Here is a 21,677-nt window from a genome sequence, read left to right as displayed (position 1 = left end):
AAAATACCGAGCTCATTGTATTGATTATATTCTTGAAGTTGTTCACCTTATAAAAGGCTCTTCATGTCGAAAAAGCCTCTTGATCTACTGAATCTTCCGTCATAGACTGATTTTCGGGCATAGCATAGGTCGTCCGTACGGCCTGATATGGAAACTAGAATGGATAACCGATTGCCAGATTGAACATCAGGTTATCTTTGCGCCATTGCGAACTGCCAAAATCGATGTCCTTAAATACCCAGCGTTCTCCTTTAGGTAAATATGGGATACGGAATGGAATCGAAAAATCCGTTCGGATGATCAGGAAGGTAAAGTCGAAGCGCAAGCCGGCACCACCACCCACCGCGAGTTCATTCAAAAAGTTTTTGCTGAATTTAGCACCAGGTTTGTTCACATCTTCCCGTTGCAACCAAACGTTACCTGCATCAATAAATGCTGCCCAATGGACAAACCCAGCCAGTTTTGAACGATACTCTGTGTTGAACTCCAACTTGATGTCACCAGTCTGATCGGCATAGAATAGTCCATTGCTCAATTTCTCTGGTGCCACTGTCCCAGGGCCGATTGCACGGGCACCAAAGGCCCGGATACTGTTTGGCCCACCGACATAATACTGTTTCAAATAGGGTAGGGAACGCGAGTTACCATAGGAATAACTCAATCCGAGACTTACCCTAGATGCCAATTGCGAATTCTCTGAAAGCTTCATGTAATGCCTGCCATCACCGCTTAGTTTAATATATTGGGAGAAGTAGGCGTCGAATAATTTGAAAGTCTTGCCTTTATTAAAATCGGCTCCTTTGATTAAGCCAAGGATATTACCCGAAAGATCCAAATTGCCTTTGAAATAGAACGTGTTCTTCAAATGTTGCTTCATCGTATTCTGGAACGTGAAGTTATAATTGGGGCCAATCGTAAACTGAGGGTCGATCGCATGTCGTAACGCTGGAATGGTATCCATCTGCTTTTGGTAATTTTCCGAAATGCCTTTAGGCTGCACATAGGTAATTTCCAGCAAGGCAAGATCATGTTGTTTTTCTTCAGACTCTTGCCAGATATAACCATAATCCAATGCAATTGAATTCAAGGTATAGGCTTTACGACGGTTTAAGAATTCATAACGTCCTTTGACATAGGTTTTGGGAATAAAACGACGGGAAGGATCAATGCTTCCGAAAGGACTAAGGATACGTGGAAAAGTCAATGTCGCTTCTGCACCATAACGGTAATAACTCGAATTTAGATCCGCATTTCCTCCAGTCTGGGTCTCATAACCTCCAAAGACATTAAAGCTCAATTGCTCCGCACCCTTAAATGCATTGCGCAGTGTCCAGTTGACATTGACCTCCGTACCGTTGTACACAGAAGCCATTTTTCCCAGTAGCTCTACCCGGAGGGACTTTTTGGGGAGCGGTGTTAGGTAATAATAGACATCAAGTGCGTTTGGCACCTCTTTGCTATCCACAAAGTTGTTTTTGACAAATTTCCAGCTGTTCAGGTTGACCAAATGGCTGATCGTCTGGTTGTGCGCCGTACGGTTGTACGTATCTCCGGGATGAAAAAAGATATGCTTGGCAATAACAGGTTTCCGAAAAGTGCGCCTGCGGTCAATAAAATAATAACTGCTATCGTACAGCTCGGCATTTCGGGTCGATCGTTGATAACCGGAACTGGTCTCCGTGTAGTTCGGAAAAATATAGATCTTATTGATTTTTGAGGGTGTCTTCGCCTGGGCTGGTGTTTCCTTTTTTACCGTCACATACATGTCGACCCTGTTGTTTCGGTGCGAACTGTCCACTTCAACCAAAATATAATCTGGACTAAAATAGTAATACCCTTTGTTTTTAAGATCAACGTCTATGCGGTCACGCTCATTTAATATGACATCCAAACTGTAATTTTTTCCTACTTGAAGCAAACTTTTGTCGGATGATGAACGAATGTCCCGGCCCAGTTGTGTGGTGCTGTCAACATCAAACTTGACCGATCTGATCCGGTAGATCAGGTTCGGTTTGGCGGTGTAGTTTACAGTGGCTTTCTTTTCCTCAACCAGTGTATCAGATGTTACCTCCGCATTAAAAAAACCGATGTTTTCCATGCGGTTACGCAACAGGTTTTCATTGTACTCGCGGTTCACGTCACTCAGCAAGACAGGTTCCTCGCCAATTTTCTTGAAGAATTTTTTGATGATATTTTTATTGGCGGAATCACCGGCCATATTATTAAAATATAACTTAAACGGTACACCAGCCAGACGTTTATTGGGTTTAGGCATCAGTGATGACTGGAGATAGGTTGACAGTTTTTCCTTATTCTCCTTGGAAATTGTATCCGAATCTATGATCACATTACCCTTGACGTATAGACTTTCACCTTCTTTCAGATTCTTGGTGGAAGAACAGGACGCGATAATCGTCGTTAATGTCAATATTCCAATGGCAGATCTCACTTTAGCCCACATGATAACTCCTTTCCTCATCTTCATTTTTAATTGCAGTCGTTTTTATCGTATCCAAATTCGTTTTGGGACTCGGCTGTTTTGGCTGACTTTTGCTCGAATCCAATTGTTGTTTACGTTTTTCCTTTTCGCGTTCTTCAATACGTTTTCTATATTCCGGACTATGCAGCATCAAACTATCTCTGATGACAGTTCTTACGCTATCCCGATAGACCGAATCCGTTTCCATACGTTCCACATTGAAACGTTTTCTGAAGCCTTTACTATCCGTATCATAATACTCTTTGAGTTTTTTTGAACTCATCCAGATTTCTTTAAATTTATTATAATCCATATTGATGATAAAGCCGATACCAGTCTCGACATATTGTCCCTGAAGCGTTACCTGATATTGGTTTTTGCGATAGACGCGGGCAAAATAACGGCCATCTTGGGATAATTGATAATCCAGTTGGATATCACCGGCAATATTATTGGCGGTTTCACCGGGTCTCGTATTGCCCTCAACCTCAAAATTGGAGCCTACCGTAATCTTCAGGCGGTCATTCAGCAGCATTTTGGATACGCCGATATTTAAATCGGTTCGTGTTTGTCCAGCGCCGGTTGCATAATCCTGTTCAGATGTGAGGTTGAAATCCAGCTCTACACCAGTGATCAATTCCGAAGCCAAGCGGTTCAACTGTCCACTAAGGAATGAACTGATGCTATTCCGGACGATAGCCTCGGTACCACCACCGCCAGATAAACTTTCAAATGGGTTGGTCGACATAAATCTTCCCAATACAATAAGTGAGAATACTTGTTTATTGAGCTCCGATGGGTTTTCACGGAGGGTAGTCAAGGCATTGTTGACTTTGCTGACCACATCCTGGGACACAATAGAGTTATTCTCATCCAGATCAATATCAAAACCCAATTGTGGCTGGAAGAGTTTGTCGGTGATTTTTAGCAACACATTGAATGGTACGCGTTGTTTATACAGGTTCGCGTTTTCAGATCCCAATTGTGTGGCGACCAGCTCTAAGGTAGGTGCTTTGGTCGTATAGGCTGCTGTAATATTGAGCCGCGCATCCAATGGGTCCCCGTTCCATGTGATCGTACTTCCTTTTTGGAAGGTAAAATCTTTTTTAACCGGCCCAAAGCTAAAGGAGTAGCTTCCTTTGTCTACGGTAAATGTGCCGGACAAGGTAATTTTACTGCTGGCATCTATACCTGCATTTAATTCGGCCTGACCCTGGATATTCAGGGCATCCTGTGAACCCGCATCCAGGAGAATCTTAAACTTTGCTTCCTTATCTGTCTGTAGGTTCAGATCCACATCCATTCCGGTCAATTTGGTAACAGTCATCGAATCCAATTTCGCAAATACATTCGCACGCGCGGTATCACTCTTGTCAACAAATTCGACCACTCCTTTACGGTCGGCCATGCCCGGATTTTCATTTGGCATGACAAAGGTAAAATCAGTATCACCTAGGACTTTAATTGTTCCATCTACAGCTGGTTTGTCCAGATTTCCTCTGATCCTGAGGTTGGATGTCAGATACATCTTCCCATAGAACATATCATTGTCTGTCTGGGTCGAGTTCAGTACCTCAAAATTGTCCGTATTGACATTGAAATTAAAATCAAAATCAGTGTAGGTTTTGGTATCTATCGAACCCGTAACTTTGGCAATATTTCCTTTCTTATCCTCCAATGCAAATTTCGTGAAACTGATTCCGCTATTATCAAAATGCACAGTCTCATCTTTTGCTTTGAAAAGAGCATTCAACATCGCAATATTAAACTGGGCTTCTTTAAACCTGACATCGCCATCGATCAGCGGTTTGGATGGTGACCCGGTAATTTTCAGTTGACCTTCAAGGTTTCCCTTTGAATCTTTCAGATAGCCCAAACTAAATGCCTGCACCGTCTGCATCGTCAACGGCTGGATATCCAATGTGAAGTCCAGGCTCGATTCGCCTTTCGGAGGACTGATAAAATCGCCACTTAAAACGACATTATTGCCATTTTCGCTAATACTGATCTGCGCATTATAGGTGTTTTCTTTTTCATTGTTGACTTTGATATTCACATTTCCGACAGTATCTTTTCCAACATAGAATTTATCGATGACCAGATCCGAAACAAATACCGGACTGCTTTCCAGACGTGATATTGTCGCCTGTCCATTGATACCACCACCCAGATCTACGATATCACTTTCCAGCATTTTACTTAAGGTTTCGATACGGAAGTTTTTAAAGGAAATATTTACCGGTGAATTCAATACGCTGTCCTGCGAAGAGATATTCAGTTCCTGCCCCTTATTGCTCAGGACAAAATCTTTTGCCTGAATACCGGTGCTTCCAAATTTAAGTACGTTGGCAGGATTTACGTTCCACTTGTCGTAGTTTAGCATTAAGCCATCTTGATGTAGGCTGAAAACAAAAGCACCATTGTCTACCGCCATATCTCCGCCCAAATGGTACTGTTCTTTCTCTTTTTTATCTTTTATCCATAATCCAAAATCCAGATTATTCTGAATGACAGAACCACTAAATACAGTATTGACAAGCTCGATATTGTTGACCTTGATCTTATTGATCAGCGCCGAATAGTATAAGGTGCTGTCCAGGGTATTGATATCCAGTGTCACGTTATTGATCTCTGTTCCACTATAGATTATTTTTGGTGCATCCAGTTTGGCCAGTATCGTTTTGGTCTCACTATTAAACATCCCATCCAGTGTGATGTCTTTCATCTCCGTCAGTTCCGGAACAAAATCCTGGACAAATCTGGTTCGGGTCAGCTGCGCCGAAAATTCAATATTCTGGGGTTCATATTTAGGTACCTTCACAGGTTTTCCGGGTTGATAATAAACTTGCAGAATATCTTGAACAGCATTTTGTAATTCCAGAATCTTATACTTCCCGACCAAGTGGGCATTTAAAAAATCCGATTTTAACAGCAGTAAATTTCTTGCGGTATCCGCTTTTGCTATCAGTGATATACTATCCAGTGAATAATAGGCATCATTGTAGGCAATAGAAGAATTGGTAATATGCGCCTCCCCATTTAAAAAATTGGGGTCTGCTGAAGTAAAATGTCCCACCATTTTACCATGGTATTTGAAATCGTCCTCCATCAGTTTCAGATTTTTGAGATTGATGGTGTCCACCATCAATTCAAAATCCACCTGTGGATACTTAGATTTCATATTAGCGGTAGCATCCAGCTTTAATTTGATATTGGGGTCTGGACTTACAACAGAAGCTTTAATATCTCCTTTGTCTGCGGTTAGATTCATATCGATATTCTGATAACGATAACCTAAAGCGTCTACACGGTTTACTTTGCCGTCGAAATTGGCAACAAGCTTTTTGGGGTCTGTACCATGCCCTTTTAATTTTCCTTCAAATGAAAGTATACCCAAAGTACTATCCATTTTCATGATCTTACCAATATCAAAATCACGGATGCTAACAAAAGCATCGTAAGTTGTATCCCTGCCCGCCATGCTCACTTTCCCATCAAATTTGGCTGTTCCCTTTTCAGTCACCAGGGAGAGGTTCGTGTCAAAAGCGGTCATGCCACCTTTAAAGGTTCCAGTTAATCCAATAGTATTCGGTAACTGGAGGCCTGTTGGTAACATACTTTTAGCGACCAGTTTTTCAATATCCGAGCGACCTGTCGTTAATTTTTTCAGATTGAGGTCCATGGACATCTTATCTACATTGGGTAAGCCCTTTAGTCGCAGGCTTGCGACAACTCTTGTATTGGATAAGGTCTGGAAATCGATATTGGGAATATTTAGGTCATTTAATTTCCCCACCACGCGACCGTCAATATTAAACTTCTTGTCCATCAGGGGTTTCATAACCTGCATTGTATCAAGGAACGGCGCAAAATAGTAAATGTCACGCATATCGACGCGGCTCTTCTTGATTGTCGCATTGACGTAGATCAGTTCGGGTTTCTTTGTAATAATATCCAATGAAGGATAGCTCACTTTGAGGTAATCCCGAATGAGTGTACGTGGAGTCTCCGCATAGAGGTTTTTAATTTCTGCCCCTGTATTGGTATATTTAAAGTCCCCCTTGAGCTGTTTGATGACGAGGCCCGAGTGATCGGATGCGGTCAGTTCATGCAATGACCCACTGATTGAGTCCGCGCTGTAGTATAAATCCGTTAAGTTCGTTTTTATTCCGGGAATCTTGATGTTGAAATAATCAAAACCTTTCATACGGGCTTGGTTGTCATCCCGGTAGGCTAGGCTTGTGTTGTTGATCCTGATATCTTTGGCAGAGACGACCCACTTGATTTTTGTCGTATCAGCAGTCGTGTTGTCCTTTGATGGAGTTTTCTTGGCTATTTTACCAAAAAGCACATCATTGTCGGAACCATCCAGTTGGATGGTTTGAATATCCACCAATTCCTCGTTTAAATCAATCTTGTTGATGTCTGCGCGGAGATTCTTGATGTTAAACTTGGTTTTCAGTGCACTGGATTGATCCTCATAACGGACGAGGATATTGGCCAGATCGGCAATCTGTATCCCTACATCCGGCAGTAGGGTAGTTGTCTGTGCCGTTTTGTCTGTGATACCAAAATCTTTGACCGTTGGTGCCGTGCCATCCACGACTGGTCGCCACTGTTTTACAGTTGCATTTAACCCGTCTATTTTTACCTTCGGTAGATTGAAGGCCATGTTTTTGGTCAGGTCAAATTTCTTGATATTGGTGTTTAGTGTCCCCAAATAAACGTCAGCACTTGTTCCAATAACATCATCCGCATAAACGATATGAAATTTATCAAGCTTTACTTTATCGAGGTTGAACAATAGGGCAGAGGTCGTATCGGCAGTAGGCTTGCTCTCCTTTTCGGAGGCGAATGCTTTGACGATATAGTCAAAGTTAAAAGAACTGTCCGGTAGTGTTCTGCGGATTTTTGCCGTCATCCCTTTTGCTTCGATGCTCTGGATCTCTACCGTATTTTTCAATAACTTGAGCATATTGATATCGACAGCAATGCGCTGCCCTGCAACAAGGGTATCTTTGCTCTGGTCTTCCAGATAGATATCCTCTAACACTAATTTTTTGGGAAAATCAATATTGATGTAACCGATTTTCACCGGTGTGCCTATCTTTCCTTCAACATACTGAGTTACTTTACCCGCAATATAGTTCTGAACGGAGGGTATTCGGATTAAAAATACAATTAGAATAACCAGCGCTATGATTACTCCAATAATCCACAATATTGTTTTGAAAGCAATTCGGGTAAATCTGTTCAACGTATAATTTGATTTAAGTATCTATTAATAAAAATTAAAACGGAAAAAAGTTTGCAAAGTTTTTCAGATATTAACTTATATCGCCGCCATTTCAGCAAACTAAAATAAATTTGCTTGTATATGCAAGTTTAATTTGTGCAACATATGTCGACAAATTTTAAACAATTTCCCACCCATCCCTAAAAACATTGTTATTGAAGGGATAATTTATAAAACACATCAAATAATTGACCAAACCATTTTTGGAGTATAAAGTTTTTTGTTTTTTAATTTTATGCTAACAAAGCATGCGATATCGATCAATTTGTCAACGACATTATTCCATTAGTTTTTTGTATTTTCCCCAATTTTCAAAGATTACCCACAACCAAATGATGAAAAGTACAGCCCAGATAATTAATCCAGTTTGGCTATAAAAGATCATATTATGTGTGAAAATGCCGATTAGTATTGGAAAGATGACCAGTGCGCCTACTGTTCTGGTCTTCGGGAGAATGAACAACAAGCCACCGAGGATTTCAATGATTCCGACCAGCGGCATCAGCCATTTGATGGTGCCGAAAGCTTGAAATACCTTCTGCATATCCATGTCCATGGGCGGCACGGGCATATAATGAAGAAGCTTATCCAGGCCAGCATTGATAAAAAGTAGGCCAAATAAAGCACAAAGGATATTCTTAATGGTTTTCATGATCGTAAATTTTAAGGTCGAATTAATTGACAGTGATTGTTGTTGGCGGTTCTGCGGAATCATCCGGTTTTTCCTCCTCTTTCTTTTCGCTGTTTCGTTCCACCGTGATTGTACATTCAGTCAGCAAGGCCGCTACGGCACCTATGGCTGCAAATACAGGTGCTAAGATTAGACCGATTGCGCCAACAGTAACTGGAAAATTCATGATCTCTTTGCCATGTTTGTCTGAAATACTGATTTTATTCACATTACCCTCTGCAATGATTTCTTTGATCTTTTGTAAAAGGTTTTCACCATTGATTTGAAATGTCTCCTTGAATCCCATGTTGATATAATTTAAGTTCGCTCTTATAAAGTTATTCATTTTTTTTACAGGAATTCCTATAAAGTTAAAAATCGACAGTTGGCAAGGGCAAAAAATATTTATCATTCCATGGAATCACATATGGATATGAAAATGAAAAAGAGAAACCTCACAAAAGTGAATACGCACCCCTTGATATTTGGAGCGTGTATGAGAAGTATGAATAGGTTTTAATAAAATAGGGGCTGTCCTATTTTTTTTGGACAGCCCCTATGAAGAAATATCGTCTATATCTTTTAACCTAAAGTGGTTAAACTATCTTGGAGAATCTTGATTTTAGCTTCTGCATCGGCTTTCTTACTTTTTTCGTTTTCTACGATTTCAGGTTTTGCATTTTGTACAAAACGTTCATTGGAAAGTTTTTTGTCTACGGAGATTAAGAATCCCTCCAGGTAGGCCAACTCCTTGGTAATACGTTCGCGTTCCGCTTCAACATCGACATTGTTTTCTAGGAGTACGTAACATTCATCCTTACCTGCTAGGAAACTTGTTGCACCAGCTACTTTTTCTGTTACAAATGTGACTGCCTCCAGGTTGGCAATTTTCGTGATGATCGCGATGTACTGCGCAAGATCAATGTCAGACTGTTGGTTGATCGCTAAAGGTAGTGCTACCTTCGGTGAGATACCTTTCGAGTTGCGGATATTACGAACTTCAGAAATGATCTGTTGTGCTACAGCAAAATCTTTGATAATCTGCTCATTAAATGCACCCACTTTTGGAAATTCAGCAACAATGATACAGTCCATTTCCTCTTTTGTGCCGAAAAGCTCATCATGCCACAGTTCCTCTGTTAAGAAAGGCATAAAAGGATGTACAAGTGTCAATATACGTTGGAAGAAAGATTTGACCATTTCCAAAGTTTCTGAAGCTATTGGCGAACCATAAGCTGGTTTGACCAGTTCAAGGTACCAGGCACAGAAATCATCCCATACCAATTTATAGGTTGTCATCAAGGCATCTGATAAACGGTAATGCTTGAAGTTTTCTTCAATTTCAGTCAATGCTTGGTTGAATCGTGCATCAAACCATGCTGCGGATATTTTGTCCGACGCGGATGACGGCGCATCAATAACCTCTAAACCTTTTACCAAACGGAATGCATTCCAGATTTTGTTAGCAAAATTGCGCCCCTGTACACACAGTTCCACATCAAATGGTAAGTCATTTCCAGCAGGAGCTGTCAATAACATGCCCATCCGTGTGGCATCAGCACCATACTCATTCATCAAATCAATAGGGTCAGGTGAATTACCCAAAGATTTTGACATCTTGCGTCCTAACTTGTCCCGTACAATACCTGTAAAATAAACATTTTCGAAAGGGAGCTGTCCACGGAATTCATAACCCGATACAATCATACGCGCTACCCAGAAGAAAATAATATCCGGAGCAGTAACCAAATCCTGTGTAGGATAATAGTAGTTGATTTCCGCATTTTCAGGTTCATTGATGCCATTAAATACAGATATTGGCCACAACCAAGCTGAAAACCAGGTGTCAAGCACATCTTCATCCTGACGTAAATCTGCAAGCGTTAGACCCGCATTGCCCGATTTTTGCTGCGCCAGTGAAAGTGCTTCTTCGGCAGTCTGTGCAACGACAAAATCATCGTTACCATCGCCATAGAAGTAAGCCGGTATTTGGTGTCCCCACCACAATTGTCTTGAAATATTCCAATCGGTTACATTCTCCATCCAGTTGCGGTAGATGTTTTTGAATTTCGTCGGATGAAATTTAATGGTATCATCCATGACATTATCCAAAGCTGGTTTTGCCAGGTCCTCCATTTTCAAGAACCATTGGTTGGAGATCTTAGGCTCAATAACAGCACCAGTTCTTTCAGATGTTCCGACATTATTGGTATAGTTTTCGACTTTTTCCAATAGTCCTTTTTCTTCCAGTTCTTTTTCGATCTCTTTACGTACTTTGAAACGATCCATGCCAGCATAATGTAGGCCGTTGTCGTTTAACTTCGCCTCATCGGTAAAGATGTCCACAAATTCCAGATCGTGCTTTTTACCCAATGCATAGTCATTCACATCGTGGGCTGGAGTTACTTTAAGGCAGCCGGTACCGAACTCAAGATCTACATATTCATCTTCAATGATATTCACTTTACGTCCTACGATAGGTACGATCACTTGTTTTCCTTTCAACCAGGTGTAGCGTTCGTCGTTTGGATTGATACATACCGCAGTATCCCCAAAGATTGTTTCAGGACGTGTCGTCGCAACGACAATATATTTGTCCGTTCCTTCAACCTGATATTTCAGATGATATAATTTTCCGTTCTTTTCCTTGTAAACAACTTCTTCGTCAGAGATATTGGTTTTTGCTTCTGGATCCCAGTTAACCATGCGGTAACCACGATAGATTAATCCTTTATTATAAAGGTCAACAAATACACGGATCACAGATTGATATAATTCAGGATCCATGGTAAAACGGGTGCGGTCCCAATCACAGGAAGCGCCTAGTTTTTCCAGCTGCTTTAAGATAATGCCACCATATTTCTCTTTCCATTCCCAGGCATGCTTTAAAAAATCCTCACGGGATAGGGATCTTTTGTCAATCCCTTGCTCCTTTAACATAGCGACGACCTTAGCTTCAGTGGCGATGGATGCGTGATCTGTTCCCGGTACCCAACAGGCGTTTTTGCCCTGCATACGTGCGCGGCGAATCAAAACGTCTTGAATGGTATTGTTCAGCATATGGCCCATGTGCAATACACCAGTGACATTCGGTGGCGGCATTACAATCGTATAGGGTTCACGTTCATCAGGAGTGGAACGGAAAAATCCGTTCGCTTTCCAATAGCTGTACCATTTTTCTTCAGCTTCTTTTGGATTGTAAGTTTTCGCTATGCTCATTTTAAATTTTATATACAAATTTTTTAAGGAATACAAAAGTAAGGAATTCTACGTTATTTTCCTTGTTATCATTGATCTTGTTGTTGATGATAGATCAAGGACTAGTAACTAAAGATGAAAAGGGCAAACATTAGAGATGAAAGATCGAAGACAATGTCTAATGAGACAAAAAAAAAGTCGGAACCATCCGAATAAGCCGAAGGCTTGTACAAGTAGAATCTCAATACTCACTACTAACTACTCCATACTCAAACCTTAATATTTTTTTAATCTTTTCTTCATATTACGAGTTGGTTAGCTTAGTTTTAATGTAAATTAGTGTAAATTTGCCTGTTTTATTTTTACACGAAGGGATGCAACGATTTGCGAACGAACTTAGAGCGTTAACACAATATTTCTTGTTTTGGCTAATTATCTGTTTTATAGATAGATTTATTTTTATTTCTGCTTTTTTTGAGAAAATAGGAACTGCTCATTTTACCGAGATTTTTAGAATTTATTTTCATGGATTAAGTCTTGATTTTTCGGCTGTATCCTATATCTGCGCTCTTCCCTTTCTTGTTTATTGTATTCTTGGATTTTTCCCAAAGATTCATCCCAAACGGACCATCCTTGATATTTACACGATCGTTGTTTTGGTTTTATTTTTTGTGACCAGTTTTATCAATGTCAATATCTATCGGGAATGGGGGGATAAAATATCTAAGCGTGCGATAGATGCTTTTCTTGCTTCACCCTCTGGTGCAGTCGCTTCCGCGGAATCTACACCGGTCTTTTTTCCGATCATGGGGATGTTAGTGGGCATCTGCTGTGGGTATTTTCTCTACCGCTGGATGTTCAAAAAAGTATATTTTTATAATCTCAAATCACCGGTTGGAAACTTCCTGAAACTAGCCTTAGGAGTTTTTGTTCTCTTCACCTTTATCCGTGGCGGCTATGGCCGTGCGACTTTAAACCCAAGTAAGGCCTATTATTCTGAGGTTACTTTCTATAATCACGCTGCTGTGAATACCCAATGGTCGCTTCTGCGCGACTTTTTCACCAAGAGTACAAAACTAAAAAGTCCTTATGATTTTTATGGTTCGGATAAACAGGGGATTCAGGAGCTCCTCAAGCCTGCATTCCAGTGTCAACCCGATTCAGCGATTGAAGTGTTATCTACCACACGTCCCAATGTCGTCATCATTATGCTGGAAAGTTTTGTTGGAGACCTTATCCAATCGTTGGGAGGGGAGAAGGGAATTACCCCACATATGGAAGAACTGATCAAAGAAGGGATTTTATTTGATCATATCTATTCCGCAGCTGACCGTTCGGATAAGGGAATGGTCGCCATATTGAGTGGATTCCCTGCTCAGGGGCCTGAAAGTATTATTAAATACATCGACAAACACGAGAATATGCCCGCCATTGGTCAGGAATTTGACCATGCGGGGTATGAAACTTCATTTTATCATGGGGGACAAAGTGAATTTTATAATTTCAAGTCCTATATGTTGACCCATGGTATTTCCAGAGTGGTGGATAACGCCAACTTTGGCCTGGATGCGGAGCGGGCTTCCTGGGGAGTTTACGATCATGTAGTATTCAATCAGATGATCAACGATTTTAACAAGGAGAAACAACCCTTTTTCTCAACCATATTTACATTGATCAACCACGAGCCATTTGAATTAAAACATGGTTATAAATTTGGTAGTAACAACAATGCCGATAAGTTCCGAAGTACTGCGAACTACACTGACTCAGCTGTTTTTGATTTTATTGATAAAGCGAAGAAAGAAGCTTGGTATAAGAATACACTTTTTGTGATTGTAGCAGATCACGGCCATCGTTTACCATCGGAAAAATGGGAACTTTTCCATCCGAATAGATTTCATATCCCGTTGATCTTTTTCGGCGACGTGATTAAACCTGAATATCGGGGTAAAATCTTTAATCGCATCGGAAACCAGACGGATTTAGCAACGACACTGTTGACACAATTGAAACTTCCGACCAGTAGGTACCATTGGAGTCGCGATTTATTTAATCCAACGACGCCACAGATTGCTTTCTATAATTCCAAAGATGCTTTCGGTGCAGTAACACCACAGCAGTCGGTATCTTTTGATAATGTAGGCCGGATCATTAATTATAGATCCAATAAAGAATACCCCGCTGCCAAAACAGATAGTATATTGAATATTGCCAAGGCATATTATCAGCAGGTTTATAGTGAATTTCTAAAATATTAACCTGATAAAATGCCTCTTGTATGAGAACCGAAAGTATTCGGGAAATATAGGGGGCGGATGCCTTTTAAACTGCCAAAGGTAATAGGAGACGTTAAAAAGGGGAAAAATGAACTGATGAATAAATAAACTGTTTACATATGAAATTAAGAGGAATATTAGCTCCCTATTTTGCAGTCGCCATTCGCTTTATCTTTCTTTTGGTTATTTATGCCCTGCTCAGATGGGGATTTTACCTGTTGAATGCTTCATTATTTCCCAACGTAAACGCCGCAAAACTCGTTGTGATGTTTGGAGGTGGGCTACGTTTTGATATAGTTGCTTTGCTCTATCTGAATATTCTCTACATCGTTATGCAGACGGTACCCGGACCATTCATAGCTAATCCGACCTATCAACGGATTTCCAAATGGATCTTTGTGCTTGTCAATTCGCTTGGGATTGCCCTGAATCTAATTGACTATGCCTATTATCCCTTTACCTTAAAACGGACTACCGGTACGGTCTTGAGCCAGTTTTCGAATGAATCCAATCTTTTTAAATTAGCCTTTGATTTTTGTCTTGATTACTGGTATCTCCTGCTGGTGTTTGCATTATTTGTTTATGGTTTGTCGAAATCTTATCGATTGATCCAACTGGAAAAACCGAAAAGCTATTCCTGGAAATCTTTCTTTGTTCAGCTGCCGTTCTTTTTATTGACTGCTTTTCTTTTTATAGGTGGTGTTCGCGGGGGCTGGGCACACAGTACCCGTCCGATTACACTGAGCAATGCCGGTGATTATGTGGACACGCCCGAAGAAATGAATATTGTGCTCAATACACCGTTTAGTATATTGAAAACATTAAAAGCTGTCAGTCTCAAGCCCGTACATTATTACTCGGAGCAGGAACTGACAAAGCTGTATGATCCGGTCCATCTCCCACAGACCGACAAGCCTTTCAATAAAAAAAATGTTGTTGTGCTCATTCTGGAAAGTTTCGCCAAGGAACATTTCGGTGAACTGAATAAAGATATTCAAGGGGGAAAATATAAAGGATATACGCCTTTTTTAGATTCCTTGATCCGCAACGGTTATACCTTTACGGATACCTATGCCAATGGTCGCAAATCCATCGACGCCTTGCCTTCGGTGATTACGGGCATTCCTTCCATTGGCGAACCTTTTGTGCTTTCTGTGTATTCGGGCAACGAAACCACCAGCTTGGCTAAGCTTTTAGGAAAAAAAGGGTACGAAACTGCATTTTTCCATGGGGCTCCGAATGGCAGCATGGGCTTCTCTGCCTATATGAAATTGGCAGGAATCCAGCATTATTTTGGTAAGAACGAATATAATAACGATCAGGATTTTGATGGGATCTGGGGAATCTGGGATGAACCTTTTCTACAGTTTACCGCCAATAAAATCAATACCTTAAAACAACCGTTTTTTGCAAGCTTCTTTTCGCTGTCCTCGCACCATCCCTTTAAGGTACCGGAAAAGTATCAGGGTAAATTTCCGAAAGGACCACTACCGGTACAGGAACCTATTGGCTATACCGACAATGCACTTCGCGAATTTTTTGCCACAGCATCTAAAATGCCCTGGTTTAACAATACCTTATTTGTAATCTGCGCTGACCATGCTACGGTAAGCTATCTCCCCGAGTATCAGACTGCCGCGGGAGGATTTCAGATTCCGATTATATTTTATGCTCCGGGTGATAAGCTAGTGGGAAAGACGGATAAATTGGTGCAGCAGATCGATATTATGCCTACCGTCTTAAACTACCTCCATTACGATGAGCCCTACTTTGCTTTTGGGTCGGATGCATTTAAGCCGGGAAAGGATAATTTTGTTCTGAATAATAATGCAGGGAGCTATAATTTTTATTACAAAGACTATATGATGTCTTATGATGGCATTAAACCAGTCTCCCTCTATAATATGAAACAGGACCGATTGATGAAACAGGATCTGATCAAACAGCATCCAGCGGTCTTGGACACCATGGAAACCAAGATGAAAGCTTTCATTCAACAATATAACAATCGGATGATCGACAATAAGCTGACCTATAAAAAGTAGGTCAGCTTAATTCGATTGCTGTTTTTGAAACTTGATCCGGATGCTTCTATCGATCACTAAGAGGACTAAGTCATACACGATATAATATAATGGCATGCTAACAATAAACAATAAGATAAATCCACGGGCATTATGATCAAAAATCCCATTGACCAAGTAATTAGCGACACTGGTCCAAAACCAGCACAAAATATTAAATGTGGCTGGTACGATCAGATTTCCAATTAACAAAGCATAACGGTAACCGCCTATTTTGTGTTTTTTGTAGATATACCTAATGTGTAAACAGCATAGCACAATGAATCCGATCAATGCAAGGAGTTCTGGATGGATCCAAAGGATGACGTTCGCGAGTAAGGGCGATTTTTCCCCAACTTCGATCGTAAAGCTCTCTTTTTTTTCGACAGACTCGATTTTCCAATGAATCAGCGTGTCTGTTTGCTGTTGGGCTGCGCCTAGATCCGCTGTATATATCTTTATTTTATTCCCCGTGTGTAGGTATAGGTCAATCGGACCAAAGGAAGACCAGTACTTGGAAGGAAATAGGAAATATTCAATTTTATATTTTCTGATGATATCCCGACGGTCATAGCCCATAAAAGCACGGTATTGAACTTTGATACTGTTTTCACCCTTATGAAGTTTAGCTGTAAAATAGAATCCGTCACTTAACTCAATTCGTTCCCATTCTTCTTTTCCGTAGTTGATCTCATAATAACCATTGTTGACCCGCAAAAAGGAAAACTGGGGTTTTCGCTGATCCAATGGAATAGATTTAATCTCTTTTTGGTTAACATTTACCCTTTCTAAGCGATCTAGATTGAGGGCAAGGAACACCAAAGGAAAGTCCATGTTTTCCTCCGCATGGATAATATACTCGATATTGAATTGGCTCTGGTAATCATAATCCAGCGTGTCTTGCACAAGCTGTATATCTATGCGCTCGCGAAGTACTTTCGCTTTACTTGAAGGAACCAATTGCGCTGTAATACTATGGGCGCTATAAGGATTGGCCATGTTGGCTGAGAGTGCCAATGTAGCGAGCAAAAGAATAATTGTTAGACCTATTATCTTCCTGTTCATAATTTGTTTGTTTAATAGCATCCATGCTGCCGGCAAAAAATGAATCTTGTTAGCTGTTTGACTTGCCGATAAGCCGCTCAGCAAAAAATAGCTGCAAGTGAAAGTATAAAATAAAAAGAAGAAACCATCATGATTTATTCGACGCGAGTAAACTGAACAATTGCGCGCACGGACACTTTATAATAACAGTTTAATGCACAAATGAACTCATGAATACAAAAAAAACAAATTTATATGGACAAAAAAATATGGATTTATATTCGTGGTCAGGAATTCAACAAAAGTTGTAGCAGCCGGGCTAGGCGGAGGATAATGATTATATCCAATTTATATTCGTAAAATCCTGAAAAAAAAAGGACCTGTACGATTACCGTACAGGTCCTTTTGTATAATTTGATAACAATTATACACCCAACAATAAACGAGCTGGATCTTCTAATAATTGTTTTACACGAACCAAGAAGCTTACTGACTCACGGCCGTCAATAATACGGTGATCGTAAGAAAGCGCGATATACATCATTGGACGGATCACAACCTGACCATTCTCAGCGATCGGACGTTGGATGATGTTGTGCATACCCAAAATTGCTGATTGCGGAGCGTTGATGATAGGAGTTGACATCATGGATCCAAATACACCACCGTTAGTGATTGTAAATGTACCACCAGTCATTTCGTCGATCGTTAATTTGTTGTCACGTGCTTTACCAGCCAATGTAGCAATTGCTTTTTCGATTTGCTCTAAAGACATCGATTCAGCATTACGGATTACTGGTACAACCAGACCTTTAGGTGCAGAAACAGCGATGGAAACGTCAGCGAAATCAGAATACACGATTTCATTTTCTTCGATACGGGCATTCACTGCTGGCCATTCAGCCAATGCTGTAGTTACTGCTTTTGTAAAGAAAGACATGAATCCAAGACCGATACCAAATTTCTCTTTGAACGTATCTTTATATTTAGCGCGTAGATCCATGATCGGTTGCATATTGACTTCGTTGAAAGTTGTCAACATAGCAGTTTCGTTTTTAACAGCGACCAAACGTTTTGCGATAGTTTTACGTAGCGAAGATAATTTCTCACGACGCTCATTTCTAGAACCAGCAACCGGCGCAGCAGTTGTTGTAGCGGCAGGAGCAGCAGGTTTCGCAGCTGGGGCTGCAGCTTTAGCAACAGGTTGAGCCTTTTCAGCATCTTCTTTTGTGATGCGGCCATCTTTACCTGTTCCTTTTATAGTTGAAGGATCAATTCCTTTTTCTCTCAAAATTTTTGCGGCAGCAGGAGAAGCTGTGCCAGCAGCATAGCTATCTGGATCTTCGTCTTTTGAAGCAACAGCAGCCGGAGCAGCAGTTGATGATGCCTCAGCAGCAGGCGCAGCAGCAGGCGCAGCAGCAGGCGCTGAATCGCCAGTCGGAGCTCCACCTTCTTCAATTGTACAAACGACAGCACCGATTTCTAAAGTATCGCCTTCTTGCGCAATGATTCTTAAGATACCCGCTTTTTCAGCTGGTAATTCAAACGTCGCTTTGTCTGACTCCAGTTCGGCGATGTTTTCATCCATCTCCACATAATCGCCATCTTGTTTCAACCATTGTGATAAGGTTACCTCCGTGATTGATTCACCTACGGTTGGTACTTTAATTTCTAAGCTCATATATAATGTTCTTTATTGACAATTGCGTCCTATACATAAGACGCAATTGATTTTAAATTGTTTTTATTCGAATGATTTATTTAAGATCTCTGCTTGTTGGGCAACGTGTTGTTTCATATAACCTGTTGCTGTACTTCCGCTTTCTTTACGGGCTACGAAACCTGTGAATGCAATTTCGGTGCCCATCAGTTTGCGGCAATAGTAAGACCATGCGCCCATGTTCTCATTTTCCTCCTGTACCCACACAAACTCTTTCGCTTTATTGTATTTTTTACGAATAGCCTTCAATTGCTCAGTTGGAATTGGGAACAATTGCTCGATACGAACGATGGCGACATCTTTACGTTTATCAGCTTCCTGTTTTTCCAATAAGTCATAGTAAACTTTACCCGAGCAGAACAATACGCGTTTTACATCTTTTGCCGCTACATTTGCATCATCGATGACCTCTTGGAACACACCCTCTGTGAAGTCTTTCAATGGCGAAACCACTTTAGGATGGCGCAACAATGATTTCGGTGTAAAGATCACCAATGGCTTGCGGAATTCACGTACCAATTGACGACGTAACAAGTGGAAATAGTTGGCTGGCACTGTACAGTTAGCTAAGATCATATTCTCATCTGCACATAATTCAAGGAATCTTTCGATACGCGCCGAAGAGTGCTCAGGTCCCTGTCCTTCCATACCATGTGGAAGCATCATCACCAAACCGTTTGAACGTTTCCATTTTGTTTCAGCACTTGACAAATATTGATCTACGATGATTTGAGCACCATTGTAGAAATCGCCAAATTGTGCTTCCCAAATGGTCAATGAATTAGGGTTTGAAGAAGCATAACCATATTCAAAACCTAAAACAGCATATTCGGAGAGTAAGGAGTTATAAATCGAGAATTTGTCACCACCTTTGATATTTGCCAATGGAATGTATTTTTCTTCCGAATCTTCCAATGTCAATACCGCATGACGGTGCGAGAATGTACCACGTTGTACATCCTGACCCGAGATACGAACACGGTTTCCTTGATCCAATAAAGTCGCATACGCCATCAATTCACCCATTGCCCAATCATACGAATCGTTGCTGATCATTTTTGCACGATCTTCAAATAAACGAGTGATCTTACGGAAGAATTTTTTATCCGCAGGTAATGTGGTGATTTCTTTCGCTAATTTTAAGAATAAATCCTTTGTAACTTTAGTTTTATCCGTAGTGGTAGAGACTTCCCCTTTCTTCGCTGGGCGCAATCCTTCCCAGGCACCTTTAAACATCGGAATATCTTCCGTCAATACTTCAACTGTTTTTGCTTCCTCAAGTTTGGTCTGCAATTCAGCTTTAAATACCTTTTCTATATTTTTCGAATACGCTTCATCAATACTTCCTTCGGCGATTAATTTTTTTGCGTATACTTCTTTTGGATTCGGATGTTTCTCAATGATTTTGTACAACAAAGGTTGTGTGAACTTAGGTTCATCAGCCTCATTGTGACCAAATCTTCTGTAGCATAACAAATCGATAAATACGTCTGTCTTGTATTTTTGACGGTATTCAACAGCTAAATTAATTGCATAAACGACAGCTTCTGCATCATCCCCATTGACATGGAATACAGGTGAAGAAGTGATTTTTGCCACGTCTGTACAATATGTTCCAGAACGTGCGTCTTTATAGTTCGTTGTAAATCCGATTTGGTTATTGATGACAATATGTACTGTACCACCCGTTTTATAACCATCGAGTTTGGACATCTGAGTTACCTCGTATACCACACCCTGACCAGCGATTGCTGCATCACCATGAATAATGATCGGCGCAATTTTCGATGAATCACCATCGTATTTGAAGTCAATTTTAGAACGTACCATACCTTCTACAATAGGATCTACTGTTTCCAGGTGCGAAGGGTTAGGTGCCAAACTTAAATGGACAGATTTACCATCGTTTGTTTTAACCTCAGATGAGAAACCTAAATGGTATTTTACGTCACCACCAAAATTTACTTCGGGATCGTCTGCATAAGTTTTACCTTCAAATTCCGAGAAAATGGATTTGCTAGATTTACCCATGATATTGGTCAAGACGTTCAAACGACCGCGGTGAGCCATACCGATAACAAACTCCTGGATGCCAATTTCCGCACCTTTTTCGATGACCGAATCCAATGCAGGAATTAAGCTTTCTGCACCTTCTAAAGAGAAACGTTTTTGACCTAAAAATTTAGTACCCAAAAAGTTTTCAAATACAACAGCATCATTAAGTTTGTTTAGGATTCTCTTTTTGGTGTCCAAAGAGAATTTTGGCATATTACGGTCCGCTTCCATACGGTCCTGTAACCATTTTATTTTCTCCGGATTACGGATATATTTGAATTCTGCACCAATAGAACGGCAATAGGTATCTTCAACCAGTTGACGGATATCTTTTAATGTTGCTGGACCCAAACCAACTTCAACACCTGCATTGAAAACTGTGCTCATGTCTGCCTCAGCAAGACCAAAAGTTTCCAATTCTTTACCAGGGTAGTACTTACGTCTTTCGCGAACGGGGTTTGTGTGTGTGAAGAGGTGACCGCGGTCACGGTAACCATTGATCATGTTCAGCACATTGATTTCTTTCAATACGTGCTCAGGAGTTGCTTCGCCTACTGAAGTTGTTGTTCCACCAGCATGTTGACCGAAATCAAAACCTTCAAAGAATTTTTGCCATCCGAAATCTACCGATTGAGGATCTTGCTTGTACGATTGATATAAGCCATCGACATAAGCCGAATCAGCATTACTCAAATATGTCAGATTGTCCATTTACAATTAAAACTATGAAATTTGTCAAAGTTATGAATAAAAAAAGAGTTTCTAATACTGAAATTGAATAATTTAATCAATAAATCTATCCAATTCTTAACATTTTTAGCAGGTTTTAAAAGTGCCTTGCAGTGCCCTACAAATTTCTTTTGTTTTGAAATTATT

The 21,677-nt window shown here is 40.5% G+C and carries 10 protein-coding genes; 2 read left to right on the top strand and 8 right to left on the bottom strand.

What is annotated here, in order from left to right:
* Positions 1-154: 154 nt before the first annotated feature.
* The 5 genes from BWD42_RS17020 to BWD42_RS17000 all read right to left on the bottom strand — a co-directional run bounded on the left by BWD42_RS17020 (position 155) and on the right by BWD42_RS17000 (position 11,664).
* Positions 155-2,479 (bottom strand): BamA/TamA family outer membrane protein, encoded by a 2,325-nt coding sequence (locus BWD42_RS17020; protein WP_254846262.1) that lies wholly within the window; start codon positions 2,477-2,479, stop codon positions 155-157.
* Positions 2,451-7,736 carry a translocation/assembly module TamB domain-containing protein gene (locus BWD42_RS17015; RefSeq protein ID WP_077437594.1) on the bottom strand — a complete coding sequence of 1,762 codons (5,286 nt, stop codon included), beginning with the start codon at positions 7,734-7,736 and terminating at the stop codon, positions 2,451-2,453. The genes BWD42_RS17020 and BWD42_RS17015 overlap by 29 nt, the downstream gene beginning before the upstream one ends.
* Before the next feature lie 316 nt (positions 7,737-8,052).
* Positions 8,053-8,427 (bottom strand): DoxX family membrane protein, encoded by a 375-nt coding sequence (locus tag BWD42_RS17010; protein ID WP_077437593.1) that lies wholly within the window; start codon positions 8,425-8,427, stop codon positions 8,053-8,055.
* A 22-nt stretch (positions 8,428-8,449) separates the two neighbouring features.
* A complete protein-coding gene (locus BWD42_RS17005) occupies positions 8,450-8,791 on the bottom strand; it encodes a DUF4342 domain-containing protein (RefSeq protein WP_254846261.1) in 342 nt (113 codons plus the stop codon).
* Positions 8,792-9,027: 236 nt separating this feature from the next.
* Positions 9,028-11,664 (bottom strand): valine--tRNA ligase, encoded by a 2,637-nt coding sequence (locus BWD42_RS17000; RefSeq protein ID WP_077437592.1) that lies wholly within the window; start codon positions 11,662-11,664, stop codon positions 9,028-9,030.
* Positions 11,665-12,017: 353 nt separating this feature from the next.
* Here BWD42_RS17000 and BWD42_RS16995 point away from each other — a divergent pair, with 353 nt between their 5' ends.
* Positions 12,018-13,901: an LTA synthase family protein gene (locus BWD42_RS16995; RefSeq protein WP_077437591.1), complete on the top strand. Its 1,884-nt coding sequence runs from the start codon at positions 12,018-12,020 to the stop codon at positions 13,899-13,901.
* A gap of 137 nt (positions 13,902-14,038) precedes the next feature.
* A complete protein-coding gene (locus tag BWD42_RS16990; protein WP_077437590.1) occupies positions 14,039-15,964 on the top strand; it encodes an LTA synthase family protein in 1,926 nt (641 codons plus the stop codon).
* 6 nt (positions 15,965-15,970) lie between these two features.
* Here the strand turns inward: BWD42_RS16990 and BWD42_RS16985 are convergent, their stop codons facing one another.
* From BWD42_RS16985 to BWD42_RS16975, 3 genes are all read right to left on the bottom strand, one after another.
* A complete protein-coding gene (locus tag BWD42_RS16985) occupies positions 15,971-17,047 on the bottom strand; it encodes a hypothetical protein (RefSeq protein WP_139351195.1) in 1,077 nt (358 codons plus the stop codon).
* Between the two features lie 403 nt (positions 17,048-17,450).
* Positions 17,451-18,707, bottom strand: coding sequence for a 2-oxoglutarate dehydrogenase complex dihydrolipoyllysine-residue succinyltransferase (gene odhB / locus BWD42_RS16980; protein WP_077437588.1), 1,257 nt, complete (start codon positions 18,705-18,707; stop codon positions 17,451-17,453).
* A gap of 63 nt (positions 18,708-18,770) precedes the next feature.
* Positions 18,771-21,512, bottom strand: coding sequence for a 2-oxoglutarate dehydrogenase E1 component (locus BWD42_RS16975; protein ID WP_077437587.1), 2,742 nt, complete (start codon positions 21,510-21,512; stop codon positions 18,771-18,773).
* Positions 21,513-21,677: the final 165 nt, after the last annotated feature.

The organism is Sphingobacterium sp. CZ-UAM, assembly GCF_002000245.1.
GTDB lineage: Bacteria > Bacteroidota > Bacteroidia > Sphingobacteriales > Sphingobacteriaceae > Sphingobacterium.
This window is presented reverse-complemented; position numbering and strand designations above follow the sequence as displayed.

Bases quoted from the DNA above. Each gene is read 5' to 3' on its own strand.
- BWD42_RS17020 (WP_254846262.1), bottom strand. From the start codon at position 2,479: ATGAGGAAAGGAGTTATCATGTGGGCTAAAGTGAGATCTGCCATTGGA.
- BWD42_RS17010 (WP_077437593.1), bottom strand. From the start codon at position 8,427: ATGAAAACCATTAAGAATATCCTTTGTGCTTTATTTGGCCTACTTTTT.
- BWD42_RS17005 (WP_254846261.1), bottom strand. From the start codon at position 8,791: ATGAATAACTTTATAAGAGCGAACTTAAATTATATCAACATGGGATTC.
- BWD42_RS17000 (WP_077437592.1), bottom strand. From the start codon at position 11,664: ATGAGCATAGCGAAAACTTACAATCCAAAAGAAGCTGAAGAAAAATGG.
- BWD42_RS16995 (WP_077437591.1), top strand. From the start codon at position 12,018: ATGCAACGATTTGCGAACGAACTTAGAGCGTTAACACAATATTTCTTG.
- BWD42_RS16990 (WP_077437590.1), top strand. From the start codon at position 14,039: ATGAAATTAAGAGGAATATTAGCTCCCTATTTTGCAGTCGCCATTCGC.
- BWD42_RS16985 (WP_139351195.1), bottom strand. From the start codon at position 17,047: ATGAACAGGAAGATAATAGGTCTAACAATTATTCTTTTGCTCGCTACA.
- odhB (WP_077437588.1), bottom strand. From the start codon at position 18,707: ATGAGCTTAGAAATTAAAGTACCAACCGTAGGTGAATCAATCACGGAG.
- BWD42_RS16975 (WP_077437587.1), bottom strand. From the start codon at position 21,512: ATGGACAATCTGACATATTTGAGTAATGCTGATTCGGCTTATGTCGAT.